Annotated in this window: 22 protein-coding genes and 2 pseudogenes; 11 read left to right on the top strand and 13 right to left on the bottom strand. The window is 55.4% G+C overall.

Annotation, left to right across the window (positions count from 1 at the left end):
* Nucleotides 1–5 precede the first annotated feature (5 nt).
* Genes ACR0J4_RS06035 through arcC form a run of 4 tightly spaced genes read left to right on the top strand, consistent with a single transcriptional unit; the run spans nt 6 to nt 4,604 of the window.
* The gene (locus ACR0J4_RS06035; RefSeq protein WP_170555731.1) at nt 6–1,385 is read left to right on the top strand and encodes an amino acid permease; all 1,380 of its coding nucleotides are present in this window, start codon (nt 6–8) and stop codon (nt 1,383–1,385) included.
* Nucleotides 1,382–2,608 carry an arginine deiminase gene (locus ACR0J4_RS06030; protein WP_170640573.1) on the top strand — a complete coding sequence of 409 codons (1,227 nt, stop codon included), beginning with the start codon at nt 1,382–1,384 and terminating at the stop codon, nt 2,606–2,608. Before ACR0J4_RS06035 ends, ACR0J4_RS06030 begins: the two co-directional genes overlap by 4 nt.
* Before the next feature lie 55 nt (nt 2,609–2,663).
* The gene (argF, locus tag ACR0J4_RS06025; RefSeq protein WP_170640571.1) at nt 2,664–3,662 is read left to right on the top strand and encodes an ornithine carbamoyltransferase; all 999 of its coding nucleotides are present in this window, start codon (nt 2,664–2,666) and stop codon (nt 3,660–3,662) included.
* 3 nt (nt 3,663–3,665) lie between these two features.
* The gene (arcC, locus tag ACR0J4_RS06020; protein WP_170640569.1) at nt 3,666–4,604 is read left to right on the top strand and encodes a carbamate kinase; all 939 of its coding nucleotides are present in this window, start codon (nt 3,666–3,668) and stop codon (nt 4,602–4,604) included.
* A gap of 246 nt (nt 4,605–4,850) precedes the next feature.
* On the opposite strand, the gene ACR0J4_RS06015 is transcribed toward arcC, so the two are convergent.
* Complete coding sequence (locus tag ACR0J4_RS06015) at nt 4,851–7,622, bottom strand: cation-translocating P-type ATPase (RefSeq protein ID WP_480668331.1); 2,772 nt, start codon at nt 7,620–7,622, stop codon at nt 4,851–4,853.
* Nucleotides 7,623–7,689: 67 nt separating this feature from the next.
* Here ACR0J4_RS06015 and ACR0J4_RS06010 point away from each other — a divergent pair, with 67 nt between their 5' ends.
* The 3 genes from ACR0J4_RS06010 (at nt 7,690) to ACR0J4_RS06000 (ending at nt 9,066) form a co-directional block, all read left to right on the top strand.
* On the top strand, nt 7,690–7,950 hold the full coding sequence (locus ACR0J4_RS06010; RefSeq protein WP_170555727.1) for a hypothetical protein: 261 nt from the start codon (nt 7,690–7,692) through the stop codon (nt 7,948–7,950).
* Nucleotides 7,951–7,989: 39 nt separating this feature from the next.
* Nucleotides 7,990–8,430: a hypothetical protein gene (locus tag ACR0J4_RS06005; protein WP_170555726.1), complete on the top strand. Its 441-nt coding sequence runs from the start codon at nt 7,990–7,992 to the stop codon at nt 8,428–8,430.
* Nucleotides 8,431–8,658: 228 nt separating this feature from the next.
* The gene (locus ACR0J4_RS06000) at nt 8,659–9,066 is read left to right on the top strand and encodes a (R)-mandelonitrile lyase (RefSeq protein WP_170640567.1); all 408 of its coding nucleotides are present in this window, start codon (nt 8,659–8,661) and stop codon (nt 9,064–9,066) included.
* A gap of 192 nt (nt 9,067–9,258) precedes the next feature.
* On the opposite strand, the gene ACR0J4_RS05995 is transcribed toward ACR0J4_RS06000, so the two are convergent.
* Complete coding sequence (locus ACR0J4_RS05995) at nt 9,259–9,471, bottom strand: eukaryotic translation initiation factor eIF-2-beta/eIF-5 family protein (RefSeq protein ID WP_170640565.1); 213 nt, start codon at nt 9,469–9,471, stop codon at nt 9,259–9,261.
* A 610-nt stretch (nt 9,472–10,081) separates the two neighbouring features.
* Between ACR0J4_RS05995 and ACR0J4_RS05990 the strand changes: the two genes are divergently transcribed.
* Both ACR0J4_RS05990 and ACR0J4_RS05985 read left to right on the top strand, forming a co-directional pair.
* Complete coding sequence (locus ACR0J4_RS05990) at nt 10,082–11,785, top strand: SulP family inorganic anion transporter (protein WP_170640563.1); 1,704 nt, start codon at nt 10,082–10,084, stop codon at nt 11,783–11,785.
* 230 nt (nt 11,786–12,015) lie between these two features.
* Nucleotides 12,016–12,915, top strand: a complete 900-nt coding sequence (locus ACR0J4_RS05985) for a histone deacetylase family protein (RefSeq protein WP_170640561.1) — start codon at nt 12,016–12,018, stop codon at nt 12,913–12,915.
* 122 nt (nt 12,916–13,037) lie between these two features.
* Here ACR0J4_RS05985 and ACR0J4_RS05980 read toward each other — a convergent pair whose 3' ends face one another.
* Both ACR0J4_RS05980 and ACR0J4_RS05975 read right to left on the bottom strand, forming a co-directional pair.
* On the bottom strand, nt 13,038–13,430 hold the full coding sequence (locus ACR0J4_RS05980) for an ectoine synthase (protein ID WP_170555721.1): 393 nt from the start codon (nt 13,428–13,430) through the stop codon (nt 13,038–13,040).
* A 15-nt stretch (nt 13,431–13,445) separates the two neighbouring features.
* Complete coding sequence (locus ACR0J4_RS05975; protein ID WP_170555720.1) at nt 13,446–14,195, bottom strand: SDR family oxidoreductase; 750 nt, start codon at nt 14,193–14,195, stop codon at nt 13,446–13,448.
* Between the two features lie 121 nt (nt 14,196–14,316).
* Here ACR0J4_RS05975 and ACR0J4_RS05970 point away from each other — a divergent pair, with 121 nt between their 5' ends.
* The gene (locus ACR0J4_RS05970; RefSeq protein WP_480668330.1) at nt 14,317–15,192 is read left to right on the top strand and encodes a LysR substrate-binding domain-containing protein; all 876 of its coding nucleotides are present in this window, start codon (nt 14,317–14,319) and stop codon (nt 15,190–15,192) included.
* A 405-nt stretch (nt 15,193–15,597) separates the two neighbouring features.
* Here the strand turns inward: ACR0J4_RS05970 and ACR0J4_RS05965 are convergent, their stop codons facing one another.
* The 7 genes and pseudogenes from ACR0J4_RS05965 to ACR0J4_RS05935 form a co-directional block, all read right to left on the bottom strand.
* Nucleotides 15,598–16,647, bottom strand: coding sequence for an ATP-binding cassette domain-containing protein (locus tag ACR0J4_RS05965; protein ID WP_170640559.1), 1,050 nt, complete (start codon nt 16,645–16,647; stop codon nt 15,598–15,600).
* A gap of 13 nt (nt 16,648–16,660) precedes the next feature.
* A pseudogene (locus ACR0J4_RS05960) lies at nt 16,661–17,688 on the bottom strand (ABC transporter permease).
* 66 nt (nt 17,689–17,754) lie between these two features.
* Nucleotides 17,755–18,720 carry an ABC transporter substrate-binding protein gene (locus tag ACR0J4_RS05955; RefSeq protein ID WP_170747295.1) on the bottom strand — a complete coding sequence of 322 codons (966 nt, stop codon included), beginning with the start codon at nt 18,718–18,720 and terminating at the stop codon, nt 17,755–17,757.
* 66 nt (nt 18,721–18,786) lie between these two features.
* Nucleotides 18,787–19,383 carry a Coenzyme F420 hydrogenase/dehydrogenase, beta subunit C-terminal domain gene (locus tag ACR0J4_RS05950; RefSeq protein ID WP_170640555.1) on the bottom strand — a complete coding sequence of 199 codons (597 nt, stop codon included), beginning with the start codon at nt 19,381–19,383 and terminating at the stop codon, nt 18,787–18,789.
* 277 nt (nt 19,384–19,660) lie between these two features.
* A pseudogene (locus ACR0J4_RS05945) lies at nt 19,661–19,783 on the bottom strand (3'(2'),5'-bisphosphate nucleotidase CysQ); the annotation flags it as partial.
* 126 nt (nt 19,784–19,909) lie between these two features.
* Nucleotides 19,910–20,665, bottom strand: a complete 756-nt coding sequence (locus tag ACR0J4_RS05940; protein WP_170640551.1) for a sulfotransferase-like domain-containing protein — start codon at nt 20,663–20,665, stop codon at nt 19,910–19,912.
* Nucleotides 20,666–20,669: 4 nt separating this feature from the next.
* On the bottom strand, nt 20,670–21,386 hold the full coding sequence (locus ACR0J4_RS05935) for a hypothetical protein (protein ID WP_480668329.1): 717 nt from the start codon (nt 21,384–21,386) through the stop codon (nt 20,670–20,672).
* 177 nt (nt 21,387–21,563) lie between these two features.
* On the opposite strand from ACR0J4_RS05935, the gene ACR0J4_RS05930 reads away from it, so the two are divergent.
* Nucleotides 21,564–22,505, top strand: a complete 942-nt coding sequence (locus tag ACR0J4_RS05930) for a LysR family transcriptional regulator (RefSeq protein WP_170640547.1) — start codon at nt 21,564–21,566, stop codon at nt 22,503–22,505.
* 294 nt (nt 22,506–22,799) lie between these two features.
* Here the strand turns inward: ACR0J4_RS05930 and ACR0J4_RS05925 are convergent, their stop codons facing one another.
* Together ACR0J4_RS05925 and ACR0J4_RS05920 are read right to left on the bottom strand one after the other, a co-directional pair.
* Entirely contained in the window at nt 22,800–23,747 is a 948-nt protein-coding gene (locus ACR0J4_RS05925) for an ion transporter (RefSeq protein WP_170640545.1), read from the bottom strand.
* The gene (locus ACR0J4_RS05920) at nt 23,740–24,930 is read right to left on the bottom strand and encodes a low temperature requirement protein A (RefSeq protein ID WP_170555711.1); all 1,191 of its coding nucleotides are present in this window, start codon (nt 24,928–24,930) and stop codon (nt 23,740–23,742) included. Before ACR0J4_RS05920 ends, ACR0J4_RS05925 begins: the two co-directional genes overlap by 8 nt.
* Between the last annotated feature and the right edge of the window lie 54 nt (nt 24,931–24,984).

The raw sequence follows: 24,984 nt of genomic DNA, 5'->3' as shown, positions 1-24,984 counted from the left end.
TCGCAATGACCGATCGCGCCGCCACAGACACAACATCGACATCCGGTGCCCTTGGGCTGACGGCCTGTATTGCCTTGGTCGTCGGAAACATGATCGGGTCGGGAGTGTTCCTTCTACCAGCGTCACTTGCACCGTTTGGGCCAATCGCAATCGGCGGGTGGATTCTGACTTCGGCAGGGGCGCTTGTTCTCGCGATCATATTCGGAAGGCTGTCACGCGTCGTTTCTAAACCCGGTGGTCCTTATGCCTATTCGCAGGAAGCATTCGGAGACTTTGCAGGTTTCATTATCGCCTGGGGGTACTGGATCGCACTTTGGACCGGGAACGCCGCAGTCGCTGTCGCGTTGGTGGGGTATCTAGGATTCCTGTTCCCTATTATCATCGAAGTGCCGATGTACGGCCTCTCGACTGCGTTGGTTGCAATCTGGACGCTCACCTTGGTTAACATCCGAGGGGTCGAAGGGGCTGGTTTGGTTCAGATCGTGACCACCGTGCTCAAGCTCGCTCCGCTGATATTGATTGGCACATTGGGTATCTTCTGGATCAACACCGAGAACTATGTTCCGGTCAATCAAAGCGGCACCACTGCGTTTACGGCGATTTCTGCCGCGGCTGCTCTGACGCTTTGGGCCTACCTGGGTCTTGAATCTGCGACGGTTCCCTCTGGCGATGTTATCGAGCCGGAAAAGACCATCCCGCGCGCTACCGTGATCGGCGTGATTATCGCCGCAAGCGTCTATATCTCGGTAACCGCCGTTTCGATGGGCGTCATTCCTGCCGAGCTGCTTGCTGTTTCCGCCGCACCTCTTGCAGCCGTCGGTGAGGTGATGTTTGGTCCCGTTGGTGGTGTCCTTGTTGCTGTGGGCGCGGTGATTTCGACCTTTGGTACTTTGAACGGCTTTACGCTGCTCAGTGGCCAGGTCCCTTACGGTGCCGCCTTGGATCGCGTCTTTCCTGCAGCCTTGGGCCAAAAATCCAAATTTGGAACGCCTGCTAATGCGTTAATCCTGTCGAACGCGTTGGCCTCGGTTTTGATTATCATGAACTATGCGCAAGGGCTGGTCGCCGCATTCAACTTTGTCATTTTGCTCGCCGTTGTAGCCAGCCTGTTGCCCTATGCCATCTGCTCAGTGGCCGAGATTATGATCCGGCTGAAAGGCGGGCAGGTCCTGCATGGCCCGGAACTGGCGAAGGTCATCGTACTGGGCGCGCTTGGGTTCATTTATTCGGTCTGGGCCTTCATCGGCTCAGGCGCTGAAACTGTTTTGGTTGGCTCGGTCCTGCTGCTTATGGGCGTGCCTATCCATGTCTGGGTCCGCTGGAGCCAGGCCAATGACGTTGAAGACATTCAAAAAACAGATAGTTCGAAAGGAGAGTTACAATGAAGCTCGGCGTTCATTCCGAGATCGGAAAGCTCAATAAGGTGATCGTCTCACGCCCCTCGCTGGCGCATGATCGACTGACACCGCGAAATTGCGAAGAGCTTCTTTTCGATGATGTCATCTGGGTCGAACAGGCTCGTAAGGATCACGCTGAATTCTGCTCGCTCATGCGGGAACGCGGGGTCGAGGTTTACGACATTCAGGACCTTCTGGCAGACGCTATCAGATCAGACCCCTCGGCGCGCGCTTTTCTTCTGGACCGCCTGATCACACCCAACATGGTCGGTCTGGGCTTTTCCGTAGAAATGCGAGCCTGGCTGGACGAGATGGATGCTAAGCTGCTTGCTCGGCATATGCTCGGCGGCATCGTCTTCGCAGACCTTCCCAAAGGCATGATTGATGAGCAGTTCGGCGATCTTGTTTCGCTGGGTGACTTCATTCTTCCGGCCATCCCTAACGCCCAGTTTCAACGAGACCCCTCCTGCTGGATTTTCGATGGTGTGACCACGAATCCAATGTTCTGGCCTGCTCGTAAGCCGGAAACCTTGATCATGCGAACTGTGTACCGGCACCACAAGATGTTCAAAGACGCCGAGTTTGAGTTCTGGTGGGGCGACAGCGACGACGATTTCGGTCTCGCATCGGTTGAGGGCGGAGATGTTCAGCCAGTTGGTAATGGAACGGTTTTCATCGGGATGGGTGAGCGTACGACCCGGCAGGCTGTCGCACAGGTCGCAGAAGCGCTGTTCAGCAAGGGCGGCGCCGAGCGTGTTGTCGCCTGTGCAATGCCCAAGAGCCGCGCGGCCATGCATCTGGATACGGTTTTTACATGCCTCGACCATGACAAGGTCACCGCATTTTCTGAAGTGGCGGATCAGATCACATGTATCTCGATCCGTCGGGGTGACCGGGGAGATTTGGATATCCACGTGGAAAAAGGGCACCTGTTCGACGTCTACAAGGAAGCCTTGGGGCTGAATTCACTCGAGGTGATTTCTACAGGTGGCAACGAATTCCAGGCCGAGCGCGAACAATGGGACGACGGTAATAACGTCGTCGCCCTCTCGCCAGGTGTTGTTGTCGGCTATGCGCGCAACACGTTCACGAACGGAAAGATGCGCGCAGCCGGTGTCGAGGTGATCGAAATCTCGGGTCAGGAACTTGGGCGCGGCCGTGGTGGCGGCCACTGTATGACCTGCCCGATCGACCGCGACCCCGCCTATTGAATTTACCATGGGCGCAGCCCCCTGCGCCCTCTGATTTTTGTTAGGGAGAGATAAAATGGCATTCAATCTCAAAGGCCGTAGCTATCTGAAAATTGCCGATTTCAGCCAGCGTGAAATGCTGTATCTGCTGGATCTGGCCCGCGACCTGAAGCGCGCGAAATACGCCCGCGCCGAGCAGCCGTCGCTGACCGGCAAGAACATCTGCCTGATCTTCGAAAAAACTTCGACACGCACCCGCTGCGCCTTTGAAGTGGCAGCATACGATCAGGGCGCGAACATCACCTATCTCGATCCGTCGGGCTCACAGATCGGGCACAAGGAGTCGATGAAAGACACCGCCCGAGTTCTGGGACGTATGTTCGACGGGATTGAATTCCGCGGTGCGGGTCAGGACATGGTCGAGACACTGTCAGACTATGCCGGCGTCCCGGTCTATAATGGCCTGACGGACGATTGGCATCCAACACAGATGCTGGCCGATATGCAGACCATGATTGAGCATGCCGATAAGCCCCGCAAGGACATTGTCTACGCCTATTCGGGTGATTGCCGATCAAACATGGGCAATTCGCTTTTGATGCTGGGCGCGATCATGGGCTGCGACGTTCGGATGATTTCTCCGAAGGAAACCCAGCCCCATGACGATGTGCGAGAATTGGCGATGGAGCGGGCCGAAAAAACGGGCGCACGTGTGACCATCACGGACGATACGTCTGCTGTCGAAGGCGCGGATTTCATTCATACCGACGTCTGGGTATCGATGGGTGAGCCAAAAGAGGTTTGGGCAGAGCGCATCAAACTGCTGAGCCCATATCAGGTAAACATGGATCTGATGAAGAAAACGGGCAACCCGAGCGTCAAGTTCATGCACTGTCTGCCAGCCTTCCACAATCTGGAGACTAAAGTTGGTCAGGACATTCACGAACAGTTCGGCATCACCGAAATGGAAGTGACCGAAGAAGTCTTCGAAAGCGATATGAACATTGCGTTCGAACAAGCAGAAAACCGGATGCACACCATCAAGGCGATCCTCGTCGCCACTCTGGGGAGCTGATCCATGGGACGCGTTGTTGTAGCACTCGGCGGCAACGCGCTTCTTAAACGGGGCGAGGAAATGACGGCGGACAATCAGCGCAAGAACGCGAAGATTGCCGCCGAAGCCCTCGCTCCGCTGTGCGAAGCGCATGAAACCGTCATCACCCACGGGAACGGTCCGCAGGTCGGAATGCTGGCCCTGCAAGAGATCATGTACACCGATGTCGAGGAATACCCACTGGACGTGCTCGTGGGCGAGACGATGGGGATGATCGGCTACATGATCGAGCAGGAGCTTGGCAACATCCTGCCCTTCGAGCATCACATCGCCACCCTGCTGACCATGATCGAGGTAGACCCGAGCGACCCGGCCTTTGACAATCCGACCAAGTTCATCGGGCAGGTTTATTCCGAAGCGGACGCCAAGAAAGAGGCGGCTGACAAGGGGTGGACGGTGAAACCGGATGGCGAGTACTGGCGGCGCGTGGTGCCCTCGCCACGCCCGAAACGTATCTTTCAGGTCGAACCGATCCGTTGGGTCCTGGAAAAGGGCGCGACTGTGATCGCTGCTGGCGGAGGTGGCATCCCGACGATGTACGAGGCAGGAGCTGAACGGAAACTGGTCGGGGTCGAAGCCGTCATCGACAAGGATTTCGCCTCGTGCCTTCTGGCGCAGAACCTTGGCGCAGATTTCTTTGTCATCGCTACAGATGCAGAAGCTGTGTTCCTGAACTGGGGAACGCCTGACCGAAAAGGCATTCGGTGCATCACGCCCGACGCGTTGGATGAATACGACTTCCCCGCTGGATCAATGGGTCCCAAGGTGCAGGCCGCTCAGGACTTTGTGCGATCCTCGGGCGGGCGCGCGATTATTTGCGCGCTCGCCGATGTTCCCGCCGCCGTTCTTGGCGAAAAAGGTACGACCGTATCGCTGGAGGCGGGGGAAACACAGTTTCACTAGGCTCGAAGAATAGGCCTTGTTCATTATGATGCTCTCTATGGGAAGCGCGGGAAGACGCTGCACGCTGCGCGTCAATAGATCGTGCGTATGGGCTATCAGGCCATAAAATTTAACTTCCTCTGAAATTCTTGTGGGCGGAATGCTGGCCAGGCACGATGCAGATCCACTGCCAACAAGTTGACACCGAATGGGTGCTTCAGGATGTCCATTCTAGCACCTTCAGTGCCTTTCTAAGCAAAGGTAGTGTCAGAGCCATTTCAGTCCGAACCTTTCCTTCAGCGCAGACAACAGAAGCGTGGGCAGTGCGGCGATGAAGAACACTCCGAGCAAATGCGACAGAGGCAGTGAAACTGTTCCAAGCACGAAATGTCCAGCGCCGGTATAAATGGCGAGAAGAGACAGCAATATGGAAATGCTCACCGCTCCAAGCAAGGTGCGGTTGCCGAGCGGCGACTTGCGGTAGAGCGTAGAGGTCGTTCGGGCGTCGAAAATATGCCAGATCTGGGCAAAGATCAGTGTCATGAACGCTGCTGTCTGGGCGTGTTCCAAGGAGGCGCCTCGTTCGAGAAACTCCTGGAAGACATAAAAGGTCAGCAGGCCGAGCAGCGTTCCCCGGATCAGGATCCGCTCTTTCATTCCGCCACCGAACAGATTATCGTCGCGCGGGCGCGGGCGCGGGCGCGGGCGCGGGCGCGGCGGGCGCGGTGGGCGCTGCATCAGGTCGGGTTCCGCTTTCTCGAAGCCGAGTGTCAGAGCCGGTAGCCCATCCGATACAAGATTCACCCAGAGGATCATCAGCGGTGTGATCGGCAGGAGCGGGTCTGCCCCCATCAGTAGGAAGGCGAATAGGATCGTTGAGACCTCGGCCACGTTGGCGGTGAGCGCCTGCCGAATGAATTTCAACAGATTGTCGAAGATGCGCCGGCCTTCGCGGACTGCCGTCACGATGGTGGAGAAATTGTCATCGAACAGCACGAGGGCAGCGCTGTCCTTGGCGACCTGCGTGCCGGTGATGCCCATGGCGACACCAATGTCCGCCGCTCGCAGAGCGGGCGCGTCGTTGACGCCATCCCCGGTCATTGCCGCCACCTCGCCATTCTCCTGCATGGCATTGACGATGCGCAGCTTGTGCTCCGGGGTCACCCGAGCAAAGACGGCCGCGTGCTGCACCATCTCTTTCAAATCCTGATCGCTCATCTGGTCGAGCTCGACCCCGGTATGAACCGTCTGCGCGTCGCTGGTGCGAATGCCGATCTGTTCCGCAATCGCTTGGGCGGTCACGGCGTGGTCGCCGGTGATCATCACCGTTCGGATGCCGGCCCCAGTTGCCTCCGAAACGGCGATGGGTACTTCGCTGCGCGGCGGATCCATGATGCCGTGAATGCCAAGCAATACGATCCGCTGTTCGGGATCGGCATGGTCCAGATCCTCTTCTGCCACCTCCCGATAAGCCACGGCGAGGGTCCGGAGCGCCTTCTCGCCGAAACTGTCGATCACCGCCTCGATCTCTTCCCGCAAGGCCGTGGAGATCTCAAGCGTTTCCTCGGCCATGCGGACATGGCTCGCCCTTGACAGGATCACATCAGGCGCCCCCTTGGCGCCGAGCACAGTGCGCCCATCCGGCAATCGAGCGAAGACAGACATCATCTTGCGCGTTGAATCGAAGGGGAATTGCCGAAGCGCCTCGACCCGCGCTTCTGTCAACTTCTCGCGGGAAATCCCGACCTTGGCCGCGGCCACGACCAGAGCGCCCTCAGTCGGGTTGCCCTGGATCGCCGGGCGCCCGTCAGCCTCGACCATACGCGCATCGTTGCAATAGGCGGAGGCGGCCAGCATCTGCCGAAGATCCGTTTCGGCCTCGATCTCGGCCACGCTACCGTCTTCGGAACGGAACTCGCCATGCGGATCGAACCCCTCGCCGGTCACTTCCCAGTCCTTGCCACCGGCCCAGTATTGCATCACCTGCATTTGGTTCTGCGTGAGCGTGCCGGTCTTGTCTGAACAGATCACCGAGGTCGCGCCGAGCGTTTCTACAGAGGAAAGCCGTCGCGCCAAGGCGTTGCTGGCAGCCATGTTTTGCGATCCCAGCGTCAGAACGATGGTGACTACTGTCGGCAGGCCCTCCGGGATCGCCGCGACCGACAGCGAGATTGCCGTGTTCAGCATCTCAGCCGCATCCATTCCATTGACCACGCCAATGCCGATCACAATGGCGACCACGATCAGGGCCGCCATGATCAGCACCTTGGAAAGGCCCTCGATCTTGAGTTGCAGCGGGGTCTTTGGCTCTTTCGCAGAGGACATGAGGGCAGCGATGTGACCGACCTCGGTCTCCATTCCGGTGCCCACGACAATGCCTTCACCAGCGCCGCCAGCGACCTGCGTGCTCATGAAGCCCATATTCAGACGATCGGCCAGAACGACGTCTTCGTCCTCGATCGGATCGGCATGTTTGTCGACCGGTTCGGATTCTCCCGTCAACGCGGCCTCGTCGACCTGCATCCGGCTGGCGGTGACAAAGCGAATGTCGGCGGCCAGAATGTCACCGGCTTTTACTCGCAGAATATCGCCCGGCACGAGATCCGCCGCCGGTACTTCGACGATCTCGCCGCCGCGGCGCACGAAGGCCTGCGGTGCAGACATCTCCCGCAGGGCTGCCAAAGACTGCTCGGCCTTGTATTCCTGCCAGAAGGAGATGAAGGCGTTGAAGACGGCGATCGCGAATATCGCAATCGCATCAACCCAATGCCCCGTATAGGCCGAAACAAGAGCACCTGCTATCAGGATGATCAGCAGCGGGCTTGCGAATTGCCGCAGGAGCATCTTCCAGGGCGGCACTGTTGCAGTCTCTTCCAAGCGGTTTGGACCGTGTGTTGAAAGCCGCTTGGCCACCTCGTCCGAATTCAATCCCGTCTCAGGGTTCACGCCGAGGTTATCAGCGACCGCTCTACCGTCCAACACCCAAGGTGCGTTCGCGTTACCAAGAACCGATGGGGTTGTCTGCGCGAAACCTGACATTCTCAACTCCGAATGAGCAAATGCGTGACCGGATAAGTCTTGGGGTGCCAGTGCCCATTCTCAGCCAATGAGCAAACTTGCGCAGTTCATTGACGGTTCTCCAATTTGTGATGCGCACGCCTTTATCCAGACACCAGCAGCGACGGAGCTTTGTCATCCGCAAAATCGAGAAAGGTCAGAAAAGCAGATATCCGCCATTGAATGGAATACGCCCAGCCTAGAGAAGCCTCAGTTAGCCGACATTCGGGCTCTTCCTGTCAAGGGCAGCAATGTCCCGTCAGCCGTCCAGCCCTGTTTTTTTGATGTTGGCTTTACCCACCACCGCTAAACTACGATAATGCTAAGGTCAGCCGCCTTCAAAACCATCATGCTTGCGCTTGTCATCGCGCTCGTCCTCATTGGACTTTGGATCACGGTTCAAAGACAAAGCCTTCCCTGGAACTGGGCAGAGCTTCAAAACTTCCGTGAGAAGGATATACCCATGCCGTTGGCGGCCGCTTTCCGGAATGATGTCCGGTTTGTGTGCATAAACACACCCTACTCTGACCCAACACAGCTACCGAAAGATAGCCCTTCGTCGCTGGTTGATCAGCTCGACCTCGCTTGGGTGGGGGAGAACGCCATTCGGTTCTCACTTTTCAATCCCGAAATGAGGCTTCTTCATGAATACGCCCAGCCTTTTGTTGCCGACAAATTTGTTTTTTCCAATACAGGATTACGCGGCTATTGTGGGCCAGCTGGTACCCTCAGGCTAAGAGTTCATGGCACGCCTGAGTGGTTATTAGTCGAACTGTTGTACCCTGAGTAACGGGCATCTGCTTCCGCGATTGGAAAAGCAGACTTTGGCAAAAGCCCAGCGAACGGCAGAAAAGTCCGCAACTCAGACGCAGGTCTTGTGCAATCCGCTGACCGGTTACAGTCGCAATCTGGGCATTCGACAATGGTGCCCAGATGGCCGCGCCGACCCGGCGTGCATCTGGGTTTGAAATTGGAACTCTGCTATGTCCCCAGGAGCAGCGCAACGAAGGAGCACATCATGAAAATTCACCGTGCGGGGGACCGGCCCTCTCAATTTCCCGGCAATAAGTATTTCACCGGTACAGTCCGCTTTGATCCCGTTGTTACAGGGAATGATCCCTCGCCGGTCAAGATCCTTACTGTGACTTTTGAGCCCGGAGCACGGACGGCGTGGCACACGCACCCCGCCGGTCAAACGCTGCATGTCTTGTCGGGCTCGGGCCTAGCTGGAGCTGAGGGGCAGTCAGTGCAGGTGTTGCGCCCTGGCGATACGGTGTGGTTTGCGCCAGGAGAGCGGCATTGGCACGGCGCGGCGCCAGACTGTGCGATGACCCATCTGGCTGTGCAGACGTCTGTCGAGGGCAAGACTGCTGATTGGATGGAGCATGTGTCAGACGAGGATTACAGCGCAGCGCGCGCAGAATAAAGCGCGTGGGCCCTGCCGAGCAAGTCGCTGCAGAGAAACCTAATCAGAACCCTTCCGGATTCTCTCTACGCCTATTTAAAGGGGGGTAACGGTTTTCTCGCCTTCGGACAAACGTGGCCCATGTTGCGACTCTGAGAGGCCCGCGCAGCAAGCTTTCAATTTTCCGAATATCTGGCCTCTTCAGCCACCCACCTACCCAGCGAAATCCCGTCGCTGCAGAACGTCTCTCGCCCGTGCCATTTTCTGCGCGTTGATCACGACCTCTTCCGCTCCGTTGCGCACCTCCTCACCGAGCAGAAATGGCTCCTCGTACCCACATGCATTGCAGGCAGCTTTCTCACCCGTAATCAACGTATCCGGCGATCCGCATTCAGGGCATCGTGCCTGGACATCATCGTTGAACATATACCGGCCTCTCCTTCATTTACCGATTGCCAGAACCGGGTCCGCCCGCCAGAATCGCTGATTGGCGCATCCGCTTGAACTCGTCTGGGGTGACGGTTCAGCTGCTGGCATCGATACCTTTTGGGATGCGCGCTCTCTTGTGTCCAATCGCGCGAACGCTGCCTCTTGTGATCTCTTAACAGGTCGACTCGTAGCCTGTCAGCCCGCTTGTGTTGATTTGGATGGCAGTCTGACCGTTCGCGTTAGTGACCAATGGAGCCTTGGGAGGTGGGTTGCACGCTGAAACCAGCAACGCGAACCCAATGTAAATCCATCTGTGCATACGAAATTCCCTTTTTTCTCTAAAATAGGCTGGCAGCCGTTCAGTCAAATCTGTCTGTTACCAGCTCCGAGCGCATAGGAGACACTTACAAAATATCATCGCATGACCGAATCGAGCCCACTTTCCCCAATGCTGCGCGATGCCCCAATTGCAGCAATGCGCATAAACCGGACGTTGCAAATTCGATGAAATCTGCAAAAAGTTCCATGCATTCGAAAAACGCCAGTGCTATCACGAGAAATAGCTTCTGCCGCCACGTGGGGGCTAACCCGAAAGTGCAACATTTGAATGTCTGACAAAACGTCCCATTCTTACGGATCTTCCCTTCCGGTTCTGCAGGGAGTTCTGCCTATTGTTCCGGCCAAGCTTCCGGCCGAAATCCTTGCCGGAGTGACCTTCGCGTGCCTCGCGATACCCGAGGTCATGGGCTATACGAAAATTGCAGGAACACCGGTCATTACCGGGCTCTATACGATTATGATTCCAATGACGCTTTTCGCGATATTCGGATCTTCACGCCACCTTGTTGTTGGCGCAGACTCGGCGACTGCTGCCATCACTGCATCAGCCTTGGCTGGCATGGCTGTAAGTGGTTCTTCTGAATACATGGCGCTTGCTTCGCTTTTGGCGCTGATGGCAGGTATTCTCTTGATCGCGGCCAGAGTCGTCGGTCTGGGGTTTCTGGCCGATTTCCTGTCAAGAACGGTTCTGGTCGGTTTTCTGACCGGAGTTGGTATTCAGGTCGCCTTGGGCGAGTTACCTGGGATTTTAGGCATTGAAACGAGCGGTCATGGCACGGTCCAGAAACTCTCAAGCGCTTATCAGAAAATCAGTCAGATCAGTTGGGCGACATTTTTGATTGCAACCGCAGTTTTGGTCATTGTGATCGGAGCAAAACGCCTGTCCCAAAAGGTGCCTGGGCCATTGATTGCTGTCATCGGGATCATCGGACTAAGTTGGTTTTTTGACTTCGAAAGAAACGGGATTGCCTTGCTTGGCCCCGTGCCGAGCGGTTTGCCTTCACTCTCTATCCCGCAGGTTGACTGGAACTGGACGACATTCAAGCAGCTGCTCCCTACAGCGCTGGCGATACTCGTCGTCATCCTGGCGCAGAGTGCTGCAACGTCTCGCGCCTATGCAGCGCGTTACGGGGAAAAGTTCAACGAAGATACCGATCTTGTCGGGCTTGGTATTGCCAATATTGGCGCGGCATTCAGCGCGACTTTTGTTGTCAATGGAAGCCCTACCAAGACCGAGATGGTTGCCGGTGCCGGAGGCCGAAGCCAGATAGCCCAATTGACTACGGCGCTAGTCGTGTTGTTTGTTCTCTTGTTCCTTACGCGGCCTCTTGCGTTCTTGCCTGAGGCTGTGCTGTCCGCCGTCGTATTCCTGATTGGTTTGAAGCTGATAGACTTGCGCGGATTGCGGGAAATCTTCGTCCAAGCGCCCACTGAGTTCGGGATCGCAATGGGCACGGCCGCCGTGGTTGTAGCCACCGGAGTCGAACAAGGCATCATTTTTGCGATGGTTTTTTCGCTGATCGATCATACGCGTAAAGGATACCGGCCCAAGAATTCCATCATCACTAAAATGCCAGACGGGGAATGGCTGGCACGACCACTCGACAAACCCGAGCAATTCGAACCTGGGCTCATTGTTTACCGCTTTTCACACGGGATGTACTATGCGAACGCGCAGCGATTTGCGAATGAGGTTGTCGATGTCATCGCCGCGATCGAAGAAAAGACCCACTGGTTCTGTATCGACGCTTCTGCAATTGACGACATCGATTACACTGCCGGGAGCGTTTTGAAATCAACCATTCAAACACTCCACGATCGTGACATTAAGGTCGTGTTTCTCTTTGCCGAACCATCGATAGAGGCAGAACTCGAACGCTATGGAATAGCCAACTTTGTCTCGAAGAAGTTCTTTTTTCGAACAGGCCACGAGATGATCGAGGCCTACGAAGTCGAAACATCGCATAGTTGAATGCATTCCAACTAACGCGAACTCTCCCCATCTAGCGACAACAAAACGTAGGATTGCGCGTCCACTACGAGTGAACCACAAAGCAGACATTCGCATTAGATATCAACTGTGGCTTTCCCTTACATTCACGCACCACTTGAAACGCAATGCTATCAGCGGCCGAAGTTGCAGACCAGTTAGGAGGTCGGCTATGCTTTGGCGAATTGCCTGAGTTTTTCTTCACCTAAGCCATGAGATTTTACTCTCCTCACAGATTTTCCCCTAGTCTGCCTTCCGGACATCGGTTTCCGAAGGGCAAGTACAAAATGCTTCACACGCTACTGCTGAAAGACGGTATTCTTCAGGAGGCACAGATCGCAAAATCTTTGCCAGCTAGCGATGAAGCGGTATTGCGTGCGCACGCCGCCGGTTTTGTCGCGCAGTTTGAAAACGGGGAACTGGAGGAAAAGGCCATGAAACGGATTGGCTTCCCGTGGAGCCGGGAACTTGTGAGGCGGGTTCGCGCCACGGCCGGTGGCGCAATTGCTGCTGCTGAGACCGCTCAGGAGTACGGTATCTCGGGACAGTTTGCTGGCGGCACTCACCATGCTCATCCTACGTTTGGATCTGGCTATTGCGTCTACAACGATCAGGCTGTCGCGGCGCTCCACCTGCTTGCGGCTGGCATGGTCGAAAGGGTCGCAATCATCGATCTTGATGTCCACCAGGGTGACGGTAGCGCCGCCATTTTCGCCGACAACCCATCGGTCTTCGTCTTTTCGATGCACGGGGAAAAGAATTTTCCGTTCCGCAAGTTTCCAGCGGATCTCGATGTTGCCCTGCCGGATGGCACCGGCGACAAGGACTACCTTCGCGCCTTAGCCGATCACTTGCCGGCTGTGTTTGAATTTCGTCCCGACCTCATTCTATACCAGGCAGGCGTTGATCCGCTGGCAGAAGACAAGCTAGGGCGGCTTGCGCTGACCCATGATGGCCTTATCCAACGCGATCAGGCGGTATTGAACGCCTGCAAAGGCCGGGGCATCCCGGTCTCGATGGCAATCGGCGGCGGCTATGCCGACCCCATTGAGGCGTCCGTCACGGCTTACGCCAATACCTACCAGGTCGCAAAGAAGCTTCACCGATTTTGATGACAGATCTGATCTCAGTGATTTGTCATTCTCACCGTGTTTAGATGGTCCTCAGAGAGCCTAAATTTCCAGAGGCTGCGCTCTTCTCGAACGGCCGGTTTGCGCAACATATATCACCGTGCTCATACAGATACAGTTGGAGCATAACTTCCGTCTTCGCGGTGTACTTCGCGCCCGCTGAGCGGTGGATTGAATACGCAGACAAGCCGAAGGTCAAACTCTGTTGCACGCACTAAATGTCGGTCGTGTTGATCCAAGGCATAGAGGGAAAATGGTTCAAGGAAATGCCAGGTTTCATCTTCAAACGCTCTGATCTGCCCCTTGCCCTCGATGCAGTAACACGCTTCCAAATGATGGGTATATTTCAGCTCCAGCACTGCGCCTTTTTTAATGATCGTATCAGTCAGCGAGAACCCCATCCCATCCGACGCGAGAAGCAGTCTTCTGCTATTCCAACCGGGCCCGGAAACGTCCCGATCTGTGCCAAGTATATCTTTGAGTTCCGTAACAATCATTTTAGCACCTCTTTGCTATCGTACCGCGCGGTTCATCCCGCCATCGGATAGAATGCTCTGACCGTTAATGTACCGGGCTCCATCGCTGGCAAGAAATACGCAGGCTTGCCCGATTTCTTCGAATGTTGCCGGCCGCTGAGCTGGGATTTCCCGACGGGCCTGTTCTGAAAGATTTACGTTTTCGCAGAACCCGGGCAGCAGGTTGTTCATGCGTATATTATGCCGTGCGTAGCGATCTCCATAAAGCTTTGAGAAACTGTGCAGAGCGCCACGCAGCATGCTCATGGGATAGGGCGCACGCGGCTCGATTGTGTTCATGGACGAAATGTTTACGAATGCGCCCCCGCCCTGTTCGATCAATATGGGCGTGACAATGCGGGCGATCTTGACGACGTTCAGTACGTACATATCCAGACTTTCGTGCCACAACGCGTCGCTGAGTTCCAAAAGCGGCCCGTCAAAGTCGGGATCAAACCCTACCGTCTTTATCGCTTCTGGCACCGCACCGCCGTGGCCCATATTGCTGACGATTGCATCGATCCTTCCATATTTGCTCATGGTGTCGTCGATCATCTTTCGGAGATCGTCGACATCTAAAACAGAGCCACGACGACCAATGCCCCCAAGCTCTTCCGCCAGTTCAACAGACCGGTTTGACGGGGACATCAGCGAAACTTTGTAGCCCGCGTTTGCCATTTCAATGGCGCAACCCCGGCCAATACCTTGTCCTGTGCCTGTCATCAGCGCGACTTTGGTATCGGGCATGGTATCCCCTTTCTTCAGATGTATAGTATGTGAGAATTATTGCTTTGATAGCAGTGTACCCTCTTGGAATTAGGTAATCCTATCGAGTTAATTGAACATTTCTGTTAGGTTTCCTCACATCATGGAGAACCTCAGACACCTTCGCGCCCTTCAGGCATTTGACGAGACCGCTACCCACTCCAGCCTGAGCAGAGCAGCGGATGTTTTGAACGTCACCCACGGGGCGATCAGTCGACAAATCAAGTTGCTGGAACTGCATCTTGGTGTGACGCTCTTTCACCGCCGACCAAATGGTGTTGAACTGACCGAGGCCGGGGAACGCCTGCATCAATCAACTCGCGGGGCGTTTTCGACATTGCAGCTGGGCGTGATGGAGGTGAAACGACTTCATCACCGCCAGTCGATTACAGTGTCTTTGTCCACATCGCTTGCGCTCAAGTGGTTTGTGCCGCTACTCAACTCGTTTCAACAAGAACATCCTGGTATTTCATTGTTGCTGGACACGAATGATGTATTTGCGGATTTCGATGTATCCGAAGTTGATGTCGCTTTGCGCTTTGGCGAACCCGGCTGGGACGGGCTATATCATGAGCAAGTCCGGCAAGAGGAACTGATTGTCGTGGCTGCGCCGTCTCTTGTTGATCAAACCCGGCTGCCAATGCGCGCCGAGGACGTGGCCAGTCTTCCACTTTTGCACGACGCCTTTAACGTCGGATGGGAAAGTTGGGCAACACAAGTTGGTTTGAGCCCTGATCGTATCAACGCGCAGAGCATCAAGTACGTCGACAGTGCTGTTTTGTTGGAGGCCGCGATTGACGGGCAAGGCGTGGCGTTGGCGAGACGTCTTTTGGCAGCTAGGGACTTGAAACTTGGTCGGTTGATCCGTCTGGATGAAACCCGTGTTCCATTGGATCGCGCACTCTACTTCGTCTGTCGTCCGGGTGATCAAGAACGAGTCACAGTAAGGATTTTCAAGAAATGGCTCATGTCGATTTAAGCTGTGTGCCTCAATCGAAGCTTCGAAAGAGCGGTCACTAGACCACGTTCTTCAGAAGTCGGCTTTGTCCGCGTCGCGGTCGTTTGCGCAGATTGCAGCGAACGGCGGCTACGAGTCCGATGCAGAAGTGACACAGCCCTGACCTTCGCAGCTGCGGCAACACCACGGTTGAAGCCGATAGCCGCAACGCAGCAGCAAAAGCTGCCGTTCGTCCCAACCGCAGCGAGTTTTTCGACACCGCCGCCCGACTTGCGGGCAAAGCGAGTTTCTACTGCGGCTGCATAAGTGGCTGTTCTTAGTTATTCGCGAAGCACTTATGACCTAACTTCCAGTACAAAGAGCGGTAGTAAACGCCCTAGAATTGGCGGTCTTTTAGAATGCCAATGGCTTTGTAGTAGACCGCGACTACATGACGGTCCTTTGTTCGACATGAGCTGGTACGAGGGCCTTGACGAGGTCTTTCATGTTGAGAACGCCGACCTGTTCACTGCCGCTCATGACCCGGTAGGTCTTGTAGGTGTCGCCGCCCGAGATCGAGATCAGGTGTTCGAGATTGTCATTTACATCCACATCCCCATCAAACTCGCCCTCATGGGTACCGTCCTTGTCCATAACTGAACGCACGCGCAGCACGCGGGCGCGGTTGATGTCGCTGACAAAGTCCTCGATGTAAGGGTCGTTCGGGTTCAGTAAGATATTTTGCGGCTCACCCTGTTGCACCACGTAGCCATCCTTGAGGATCACTAGGTGGTCGGCCAGTTTGAGCGCCTCGTCCAGGTCGTGGGTGATGAATATGATCGTCTTGTGTAGATCCTTTTGCAACTCAAGCAGCAAGTCTTGCATGTCGGTGCGGATCAGCGGATCGAGCGCAGAGAACGCCTCGTCCATCAGCATGATCTCGGAATCCGAGGCCAGCGCTCGGGCGATGCCCACCCGCTGCTGCATGCCACCGGACAACTGGTGCGGAAAATGATCCTCGTAGCCCGCAAGACCCACTCGGGCAAGCCATTTCCTGCCCGCTGCGACGATCTCGTCTTTACTGTTGCCACGAACCGCCAGAGCCATGCCCGCGTTCTCGGCCACGGTCTTGTGTGGCAGCAGTGCAAATTTCTGGAACACCATCGACATCGTGTTCAGCCGCATGTCGCGCAGCTTCAGAGTGTCATACTCCAACACGTTCTTGCCATTGACCCACACCTCTCCTGCCGTGGGTTCGATCAACCGGTTCAGGTGCCGGATCAGCGTCGATTTACCAGACCCCGAAAGACCCATTATCACCGTGATCTCACCCGCCTGCATGTTGACATTGATGTCTTGCAGGCCCAGCACATGGGCCTCTTTCTCAAGCAAGTCAGTCTTGCCCATGCCGTGCCGCACATGTTCCATCGCGCGATCGGGATGAGCGCCAAAGATTTTGTAGAGGTTGCGGATCGAGATTTTTGGTTCAGCGTTCATATCTCACCGCTTCTTAGTGTTTCTGCGCGGCAGAGACGCGCGCCAAAGCGGCTTTGGATACGCGGTCAAGCACAATGGCAAGCAGCACAATGCCCAGACCGGCGATCAAACCAACGCCCAATTCCAGATTTCGGATGCCGCGCAGCACCAGAACACCCAATCCGGGTGCAGAAACCAGCGAAGCGATCACAACCATTGCAAGGCTCATCATGATGGTCTGGTTGACACCTGCCATGATGTTGGGCAGCGCCAGCGGCAGCTCGACTCCCCACAGTTTCTGTCTCGGCGACATGCCAAAAGCATCGGCCGCTTCGACCACATCCTTGTCAACCAGCCGGATGCCCAGATCGGTCAGTCGGATCACCGGCACGATGGCATAAACGATGATGGCGATGCCATATAGCTTCGGCTCGGTGACGCTGAACAAGAAGATCAGCGGGATCAGATAAACGAAAGTCGGCAGCGTCTGCAAAAGGTCTAGCACCGGCAGGATCATGCGTTGGAAACTGTCGGATTTCGCCATGGCGATACCTATGGGCACACCTAAAAGGATACAGAGCCCGGTACAGACCAGAACAATGGAGAGCGTCTGCATTGCGGGCTCCAGATGGTCGATCAGGCCCAGGAAACAGAAGACAAAGATCACGAACCCGGTCACGATGGCAGAGCGCGACACATACCAAGTTAACACGAACAGCGCTGGCAGCATGATCCACCACGGCACCGCATCCACTGCAATCAGCGCCCACTCTAGCATCCAGGATAGCGGCTGCGTCAGCGGGTCCAGCACGAATTTCAGCGCGTCTTTGATCGCTAGGACCCGTCCTCGACCGCCGAGACAAAATCCCGCGATTGCGGGATGCTCGGGCAGGCCTCGTTCAGTGCATTCAGCGAGGGGAAAGGAAAGGCCGGGCCATTCTCGCCGTTTGTTGCGTTGGTCTGTGCCAACAGGTCCGCCATTGATAGATTGGCGCCGCTGCCTGATGCGTCACACCATTCCCGAAGTCCCAACGCATCGAACATGCGGTCATAAAAAGCCATGTAATCCCTTTCCCTGCCAACCCGGGCGACGAATTGGGACGCCCGGGCCTTTTTGCGAATTTTTTGTTATTTCAGTAGCGCCGACAGTTTCCCGCGAGCGTCATCGTTCAGCCATTCACTCCAAGTGTCCTGGAAGTTGGTCAGGAAATACACCGCAGCCACTTCGCCCGAGGCGTTGTTCTCTTCCTGCCAAGCCAACAGACCGTTCATGAATTCGTTTGTGAATTGGACGTTTTCCATAAGCGCCGTCTCGTCAGGATGCGACTCCGCAAAAGTGTTGGTCACAACCGTGGTCACGTCGCTCGAAGGGAAGGCCCCCAGCACTGGTTCGGCGCATTCTTCCTGGCTGTTACACTCGTGCGCTTCCGGCACGTGCGGGCCTACATCAACCTGCACCATCGGGTAGCGGCCCAGGATTGAGGTCGGCGCCCAGTAATAGCCGAACCACGGCTCTTTGGCGTCATAGGCCGAGGAGATAGAGGCCGCCAGCGTCTCGCCCGAGCCGTGGATGAAATCCTCGATCCCCGCATCCGCAAGACCAGCCGCCTTTGCCATGTTCGAGCTGACCCGCTGACAGGTCCAGCCTACCGGGCAATTATGGAACCGACCGCCCACCAAATCGGGATTGGCCAAAATGCCTTCGATCGTCGTCAATTCTGGATGCGCCTCGGCAAGATAAGTGGGAATCCACCGGGCCTCGATCCCGCCATCCGACAGCACCTTAGCCCGTTCGATGATGGCGCCGCTTTCGATCAAGCCAGGATAGGCAGGGGCACCGTTGGTCCACAGCTCGGTTAGAATGTCCGGCTCACCGGTTTCCGCAACCGATGCCAGCGCGGGCGTCGTCGCCGATGGGACAATCGTCGCGGAACAGCCGTAACCCTGTTCCAGCAGGAACTTGCTGACCTGCGTTACAATGATCGCAGAGCCCCAGTCCATCTCGGTAATTGAAATTTCGCCGCAATCTGCTTGCGCCGAACCGGCAACACCAAGCGCGACCGCAGCGCTGGCCGCGAGTAGTTTCATTTTCATTGTAGTCTCCCTAGTTGGTTATGCCTTGGGCACTTGCCGGCCCTTCAGGCGTAGTGTTCGTTGTTCTTAAGCGCGTGCAAATGCTCCCTGTTCTTGTTCCCGGTTCCGAATAGCCGAGTTCTCACGATTAAGCGCCTCCAGACGAAGTCCAAAAGTTTCTGGAACCAAGCGCCCGGCACAATGCAATCCATCAAAGCGGACGCGCATATTCCACTTTTTGACAACCTGGTGGGGTTGGGTGTTGTTCATGAATTCAAAATCGACCGGCTCGCCATCCTCAAGAAACCCGGCAGCAGTCGCAGCCTCCAGCAACTCGGCCCTACGCCGCCTATGTGTCGTGATCGAATTGGTGCCCGGGTCTGTGGCAGAGGCCTCTCGGTCTGGCGCAGAGTCCAGCCAAGTGTCTGCCGCCGCGATGTCGGCAACTTCACCGATGCCATCCGGACAGATCTTGCAGCGAGGTGGCAGCGACCAGCAACTTTTGTCTTCTCCCCAAATATCGAGATAGTGAAAATCCCGCCGCGTCCCATCCATCGTTTCAATCGTGGTGGGTCCCGGGCAACCGCGCCCGCGGTAGCGCAGAGAGGAAACTTGGTTCCGGTCAATCCCGTTGTCGAACAGGAAATGCGACATTGCTTGATCGGGCACAAACGAGATCAACATCAGCCTTGTCTGACATAGACTGAATGTTGGGCCTTAGCTCACGGTATTCATCCTTGATTATGCTCACCTTTTCAGTACCAAGGAGCGAAGCACAATGCCCGCACCCGATGCATAGCCCATCAGTTACAATCCATTCGAAGCACGCGTTGGTACCCGTTGCGGTAATATGTTCGAATTTTACCTACTGGTTAAGAATGGTCCAATTGCACCAAGTGATGAAGGCGCTATTTCGTTGGAAATCCTCCCGAAAAGCGATGCGGCCTTTACACGGATTGGTGACGCGGCCACCTACTGAAGCCAAGACCACGTGGCTTGCAATGGTGTCCCGTTCCAAGGTCGGATTATACTGGGGATTAACATCTGCCTCGCCAGCCGCCACCAGGCAAAATTTCAGCGAACTCAACCTGTAGCTGTTTCCGTCGAGGCATACCGTACATTGTGTTCAGGAAGCGGGCCACAGTGCGCTCCCCTAGCGGGGCGTCGAGCCACCGCTGTTTCGACCTGTTTGTTCTATTTTGCATTTTTCTCAGACAGTATTCGACACGCGGATGCGGTGTTTGTACAGATGATCATAGTGAGGCTTCATCCTGCGGTGCACTCGGCGCACGCGTTCTGGCGCGTCGGCGACTTCGATATACCTTCGTTTCTGGGGTTGCAGACCGGTAGACTGGGCTAGGTTCGCATGGAAAGACCCACCGTCCCACCAGCTATGCTCGGATGGGTCTCCCCCAGCTTTCCAGGTCAACGCGTCTTCGATGAAGGGGATACCGACAGAAGCACAGAACGCTGCGGTGACGTGTTTGGGGTCTTCAAGAAGGTCATCACTGTCGATAACCGGGGGTGACTTGCCGCCATTTAACGCAGTCAATAAGTCAAACAGCGCACGCTGCTCGGGAAAACCGACCTCAAGCTCATCAAAGTCCGGCCACTTGTTATACATTGAGGAAATCGTCTTGGCGGGGTCGCGGATCAGGAACGCATGGGTGAAATGCGACAGGAATTCTGGATCCCACATGTGGTTGATGTAGTGCGGGAAATCCTTGATGAAGACCGGACCTTTTTCGGCACGAACTTTGATGTCTTCCCACACGCTTTCCAAGGTCAGGCCGGGGGTCGTGACTTCACCCTCTTTGAAACGCGGCCACATCGGGTCTTCACCTTGGTACCAGGCCTCACCAAAAGGTTCATGAAGGCAATCCAGATCACCGCGCTGGCGCATCATCCATTCAAACGCGGTTGAGGTGGAGCGAGGAATCGCCCAAACAGCTAAAATCTTGTGCATCACTTCAGTCTTTCAGGGAGGAGAGTAGGCTGCCTTGCCGGGTTTCGGGGGCCAGGCCCAAGGTTTTGAAAATGCGCCAGTAGAGCGCGGTGTCATGGCCGATGACTGGCTTACCGAGGCGTTTTTCAAGTTCGACTTCGTAGTGAACCGGGCGACGGGCGATTCCGTCGGACGGGCGGCGGTAATTGCTCATCCCGTTGATCAGATAGGCATCGACATTGGGCGCTTTGTCAGCGGTATAGTCGAAGGACTTGTAAATTAGCTCTTCGTCAAAGCACCAAATGCAATCGTCAACTTCTTCCTGACTGTCGAACCACCCTTGGTCAAAAAAGTTTCCAGCCCAGACCACATCAAACCCGGCTTCTTTCAGAAAACCTACGGTGCCCTGATACCAGGTGTCTCTGTGGTAGCAGGCGTTGAGCGCAACCTTCTCGACATTCTGATCGCGCAGTGCCTCGACCATGGCATAGCCTGCCATATGGAACGGGGTCTCGTACTTGTCGCTCAGCATTTCGCAATGGTGACGGATGCCTTCGACACCCAGCCCGCTGGCATGTACCCAGTTCGAGCCAACTTGTCCACAGACGTCAGCGCCGTTATTGGCCATACATTCCATGTACTCTTCCAGCAGGCCAAAGTTCTTTTTACGCTGATCCAGGCGGTGGGCATAGTCCGGCACGTGCAGCATTCGGCCATGCACGCCAACGCTGCGCGGGGCCATGCGTAGGAAATCGGACGGGGCCGCATCAAAATCATGCGGAGGGCAGGTAAACCCCACTTGGTGGGGGAAAAGTTTCACTTTGGAGTCGGCCCATTTCCTGGGCTTAGAATAGTCTGTCACGGCTTGCCCAATCAGATTTAGATCACGAGTTCTGCTGGCGAGGATGGCTGTGAACGCATGCGTTTTCCATTGCTTTTATGTGCTCATAACCATATCAAGAATGATATAGTGGATCGTAGATACAATATCCCTTCTTTAAGCTCTCTTGTTGCATTCGAAGCGGTTGCTCGTCTAAGGGGTTTTGCACGCGCTGCCGAAGAGCTGAATACATCGCAGCCGGCAATCAGCCGCCATATCCGCAATCTGGAAATCCGGTATGGTGTCGCGCTCTTTCATCGCGATAAGAGCCCTGTGGCCCTTACCTCCAAGGGCAGCCAGTTCTACGCCGGTGTTGTTCAGGGCTTTAATGCTTTAGAAAATGCGATTGAAGATTTGAAACAGGTGGACAATCGGGTCACGCTGGTTTGTTCGCACTCAGTCTCGCACCTGTTGTTAATGCCCCGATACGGAAATCTTCGCAACGCCTTAGGAAATGAGGCCGAACTGCGGATCATGACAGCCGAATACAATCTGATTGAAGCGGCAGTGGATACTGGTGGCGATATTGTCTTCGAGTATTCTGAAACAGAGCCCGATACGGAACATGTCCTGGTATGTGAGGAACAGATAAAACCGGTTGGTACGCCTGAAATGGTCAGGAGTGCGTTAGACGCTTTGTCGGGAAAGTGTGAAGCACCGCCTCTTCTGCGGTTACAGAAAGAAAACTTCGGCTGGGTGGATTGGATAGATTGGTGGAGGGCACACCCAGAATACGCTGATTGGCCGATTTCAGAAGAATTCGACAGTTATGTCTATCTTTTGGAAGCCGCGGTTTTGGGTCAAGGTTTGGGTTTGGGCTGGCGAAGCTTTGTTGATCCGTATCTGGCGCGTGGCGATTTGGTAGAGATGCCAGTCGATTGGCATTCGACATCCACAAAGGTCTATGCCCGGCTAACACATTTTGGGCAAAAAAATCCTGCGGCAAGAAAATGTTTGTCTTTGCTGGCCAATCTTCAATGAGTGTGACCGCGAAACACGGCTTTTCTCCAGTGTAGACCATGTTTCCGACCCCGCTGACAATAGTATTCGTTTTCTTGGTTGCTGCTCTATCTGGCCGAGAAGACGGACAATAACGAGAATCTCGCTTTCTGGATTGCGGTGATCCCGAAAAACGCTCACGCGACGGTAGTTCAAGCCCGATGCAGCGTCCGTGGCTAGGAGCTCATCACGGACCTCGGAGGCAGCGCAGCATGCAGTGATAGAATTTTCCCGTCAACGCCGGGTTGTCGTTGTGACCGATCAGGGATCGTCACTTTATTTCGTTGGCTGACCGCAAGTGGGACAGTGATCAACCTGTGAAATCGTTTCGGCATGCACGCGGTTGCGGATATGATCCGCAGCGCGGCGCGAGAGACCCAATTGCTTTCGAACTGCGTCAATTTCTTTCTCATCGGCCTCGCAGATATCGCCGTCGACCAACGCCTTTCGAAATTCACGTTCCAGGCTGGCCCGTCGGCGGTGCAACTGGTCGTTTAGACCGCTTGCTATGATCCCTGCTGGCAATGCAGCCATTCCAATGCCAATCACTGTGATCGCAGCGCCGAAGATCTTACCGGCAACTGTCGCGGGCGTTACGTCGCCATAGCCGACGGTTGTCAATGTCGCCATCGCCCACCACATCGCCGCCGGGATTGAGCCAAAGGCTTCTGGTTGCGCCTCGTGCTCTGCTAGCCAAGCGCCACTTGCAGCAAAGATCAGCATCACCATCAGGATGAAGAAACCCGCAAAAAAGGCGCCCGCTTCTTCCTCGAACACCGCAAGCAGCATGCCGAGCGCGGGTGAGTACCTTGTGAGCTTGAGCAAGCGCAACATACGGAAGGTTCTTAGCAGCCGCAGGTCAACTGGAAAGAGTAGGTAAAGCAGCGCTGGGAGTATGGCCAATAGGTCGATTATAGCGATTGGAGAAACGGCCCAGGATGCGCGCGTTTTGTAGTTTGGGTTTTCTGTCGCAACCCACAGCCTCGCCGCGTACTCCACCACGAAAACGAACAATGAAAGGCTTTCGAACAGATTGAGTGCGACCCACCAGCGGTCATAGATTGAATCGACCGTTTCAAGGATAACAGCGGCCACGTTCAGAGTGATCAGAGCGATTAGAGCGAGTTCAAGTACCCAAGGGCCGGTCGCAGCACGGTCTGGGCGCTCGAGCCACCAGTACACTCTTTTTCTCAGGTAGTTTGCACCTGTCACAGCTTCAGTCATGGCGAAGCTTCGCTCTTGCGCGCATCAAGGGAATCGCGATTTGAGACAGCAAGGCCGTGCCCCAAATCAGATTGCCAACCAAGGAGGGGACATGCGGGACAATATAGAAACAGGCGATTGCCAAAACGATCCCAAACACCCGCACATCCCAACGCCCGAAATCTGAGGCCACACGGTGTTCAATGACGTTCTGAAGTACCCAAAGCATGGCGATGTAGCCTGCAAGGCCGAAACAGCCAATGGCAGCGTATTCTGTTGGGTAAGGCTCCCAAAACCCGACCTTAACCTCGGCCGCAAGGGCCACGCCGACCATGACGCCACACAACATCAAAACCAGATGAGCAAGCCACCAGATCACCAAGGTCGAAACCTTTTTGTCTTTAGGTTTGGCGTTGCCAACGAAGTCGAAATAGATCCAACACATCACGAACATCGAAACGCCGCCAATAACAAAGTTGACCAGCACGTCGGGTGAAACTTTGTAGATGCCTTTTTCAGACAGTGTGACGACCAGTTTGAAGAACCCTTCACCCAAAACGATCAGCGTCAACAAGGCAAACCGCTCTGCCATATGACCAAGGCGCGGGACGAACCGTTCAAAGCGCAGGACAGTGACGCCGGGGATCATGTACATCGCCTGCGTGGCAACCATCGCGGCAGCAAACGCCCAATAGGCAAGCGGTTTAGGCAGAAACGCCGTGATGGCAAAGATCACTGCAAAGGCCGAGAAGTTGCGGATCTGTGCCGCCGACATCGAAACGCCCGGGGAATTGGTTCGCTGAGCACGGAAATATAGCGCGGCGATCATGGCTCTGTTCGCGGCAAACCCCAACGCGAAGAAAACCCAGCCCTTGCCGTCGATGGCGGGGATGGCGGCGGCCATGAACATCACCGTACAGATCATCACGGCCATGATCAGGCGATGCCAGAAATCGGTGCTGACGTAGATCGAGTTGAAAATACTGAGCTCACCCCACGCGTACCAGAGCGTGATGAAGACACCGGCGAACACAAGAAACCCATTCAGATCGAGGTGGTGTGACAGGTAGTTCCCAAGAAGGAAGATCGTCACAACATGGATCAGGTCATAGAACAACTCGGCCCAGTGGACGTGGTCGTGAGTGTGGTCGAGGTCTTGATGATGTTGCGGCTTCCGCCACATGGGGTGGTTATGCAGTGCCATAAATTAGGGACCCTTCAAAATTCCAAGGTTGTAGTGGTCGGCGAGCGACCACCC

It is taken from the genome of Ruegeria sp. B10 (genome assembly GCF_056539825.1).
The sequence above is the reverse complement of the archived record's forward strand: the minus strand, read 5'-3'. Positions and strand labels throughout refer to the sequence as shown.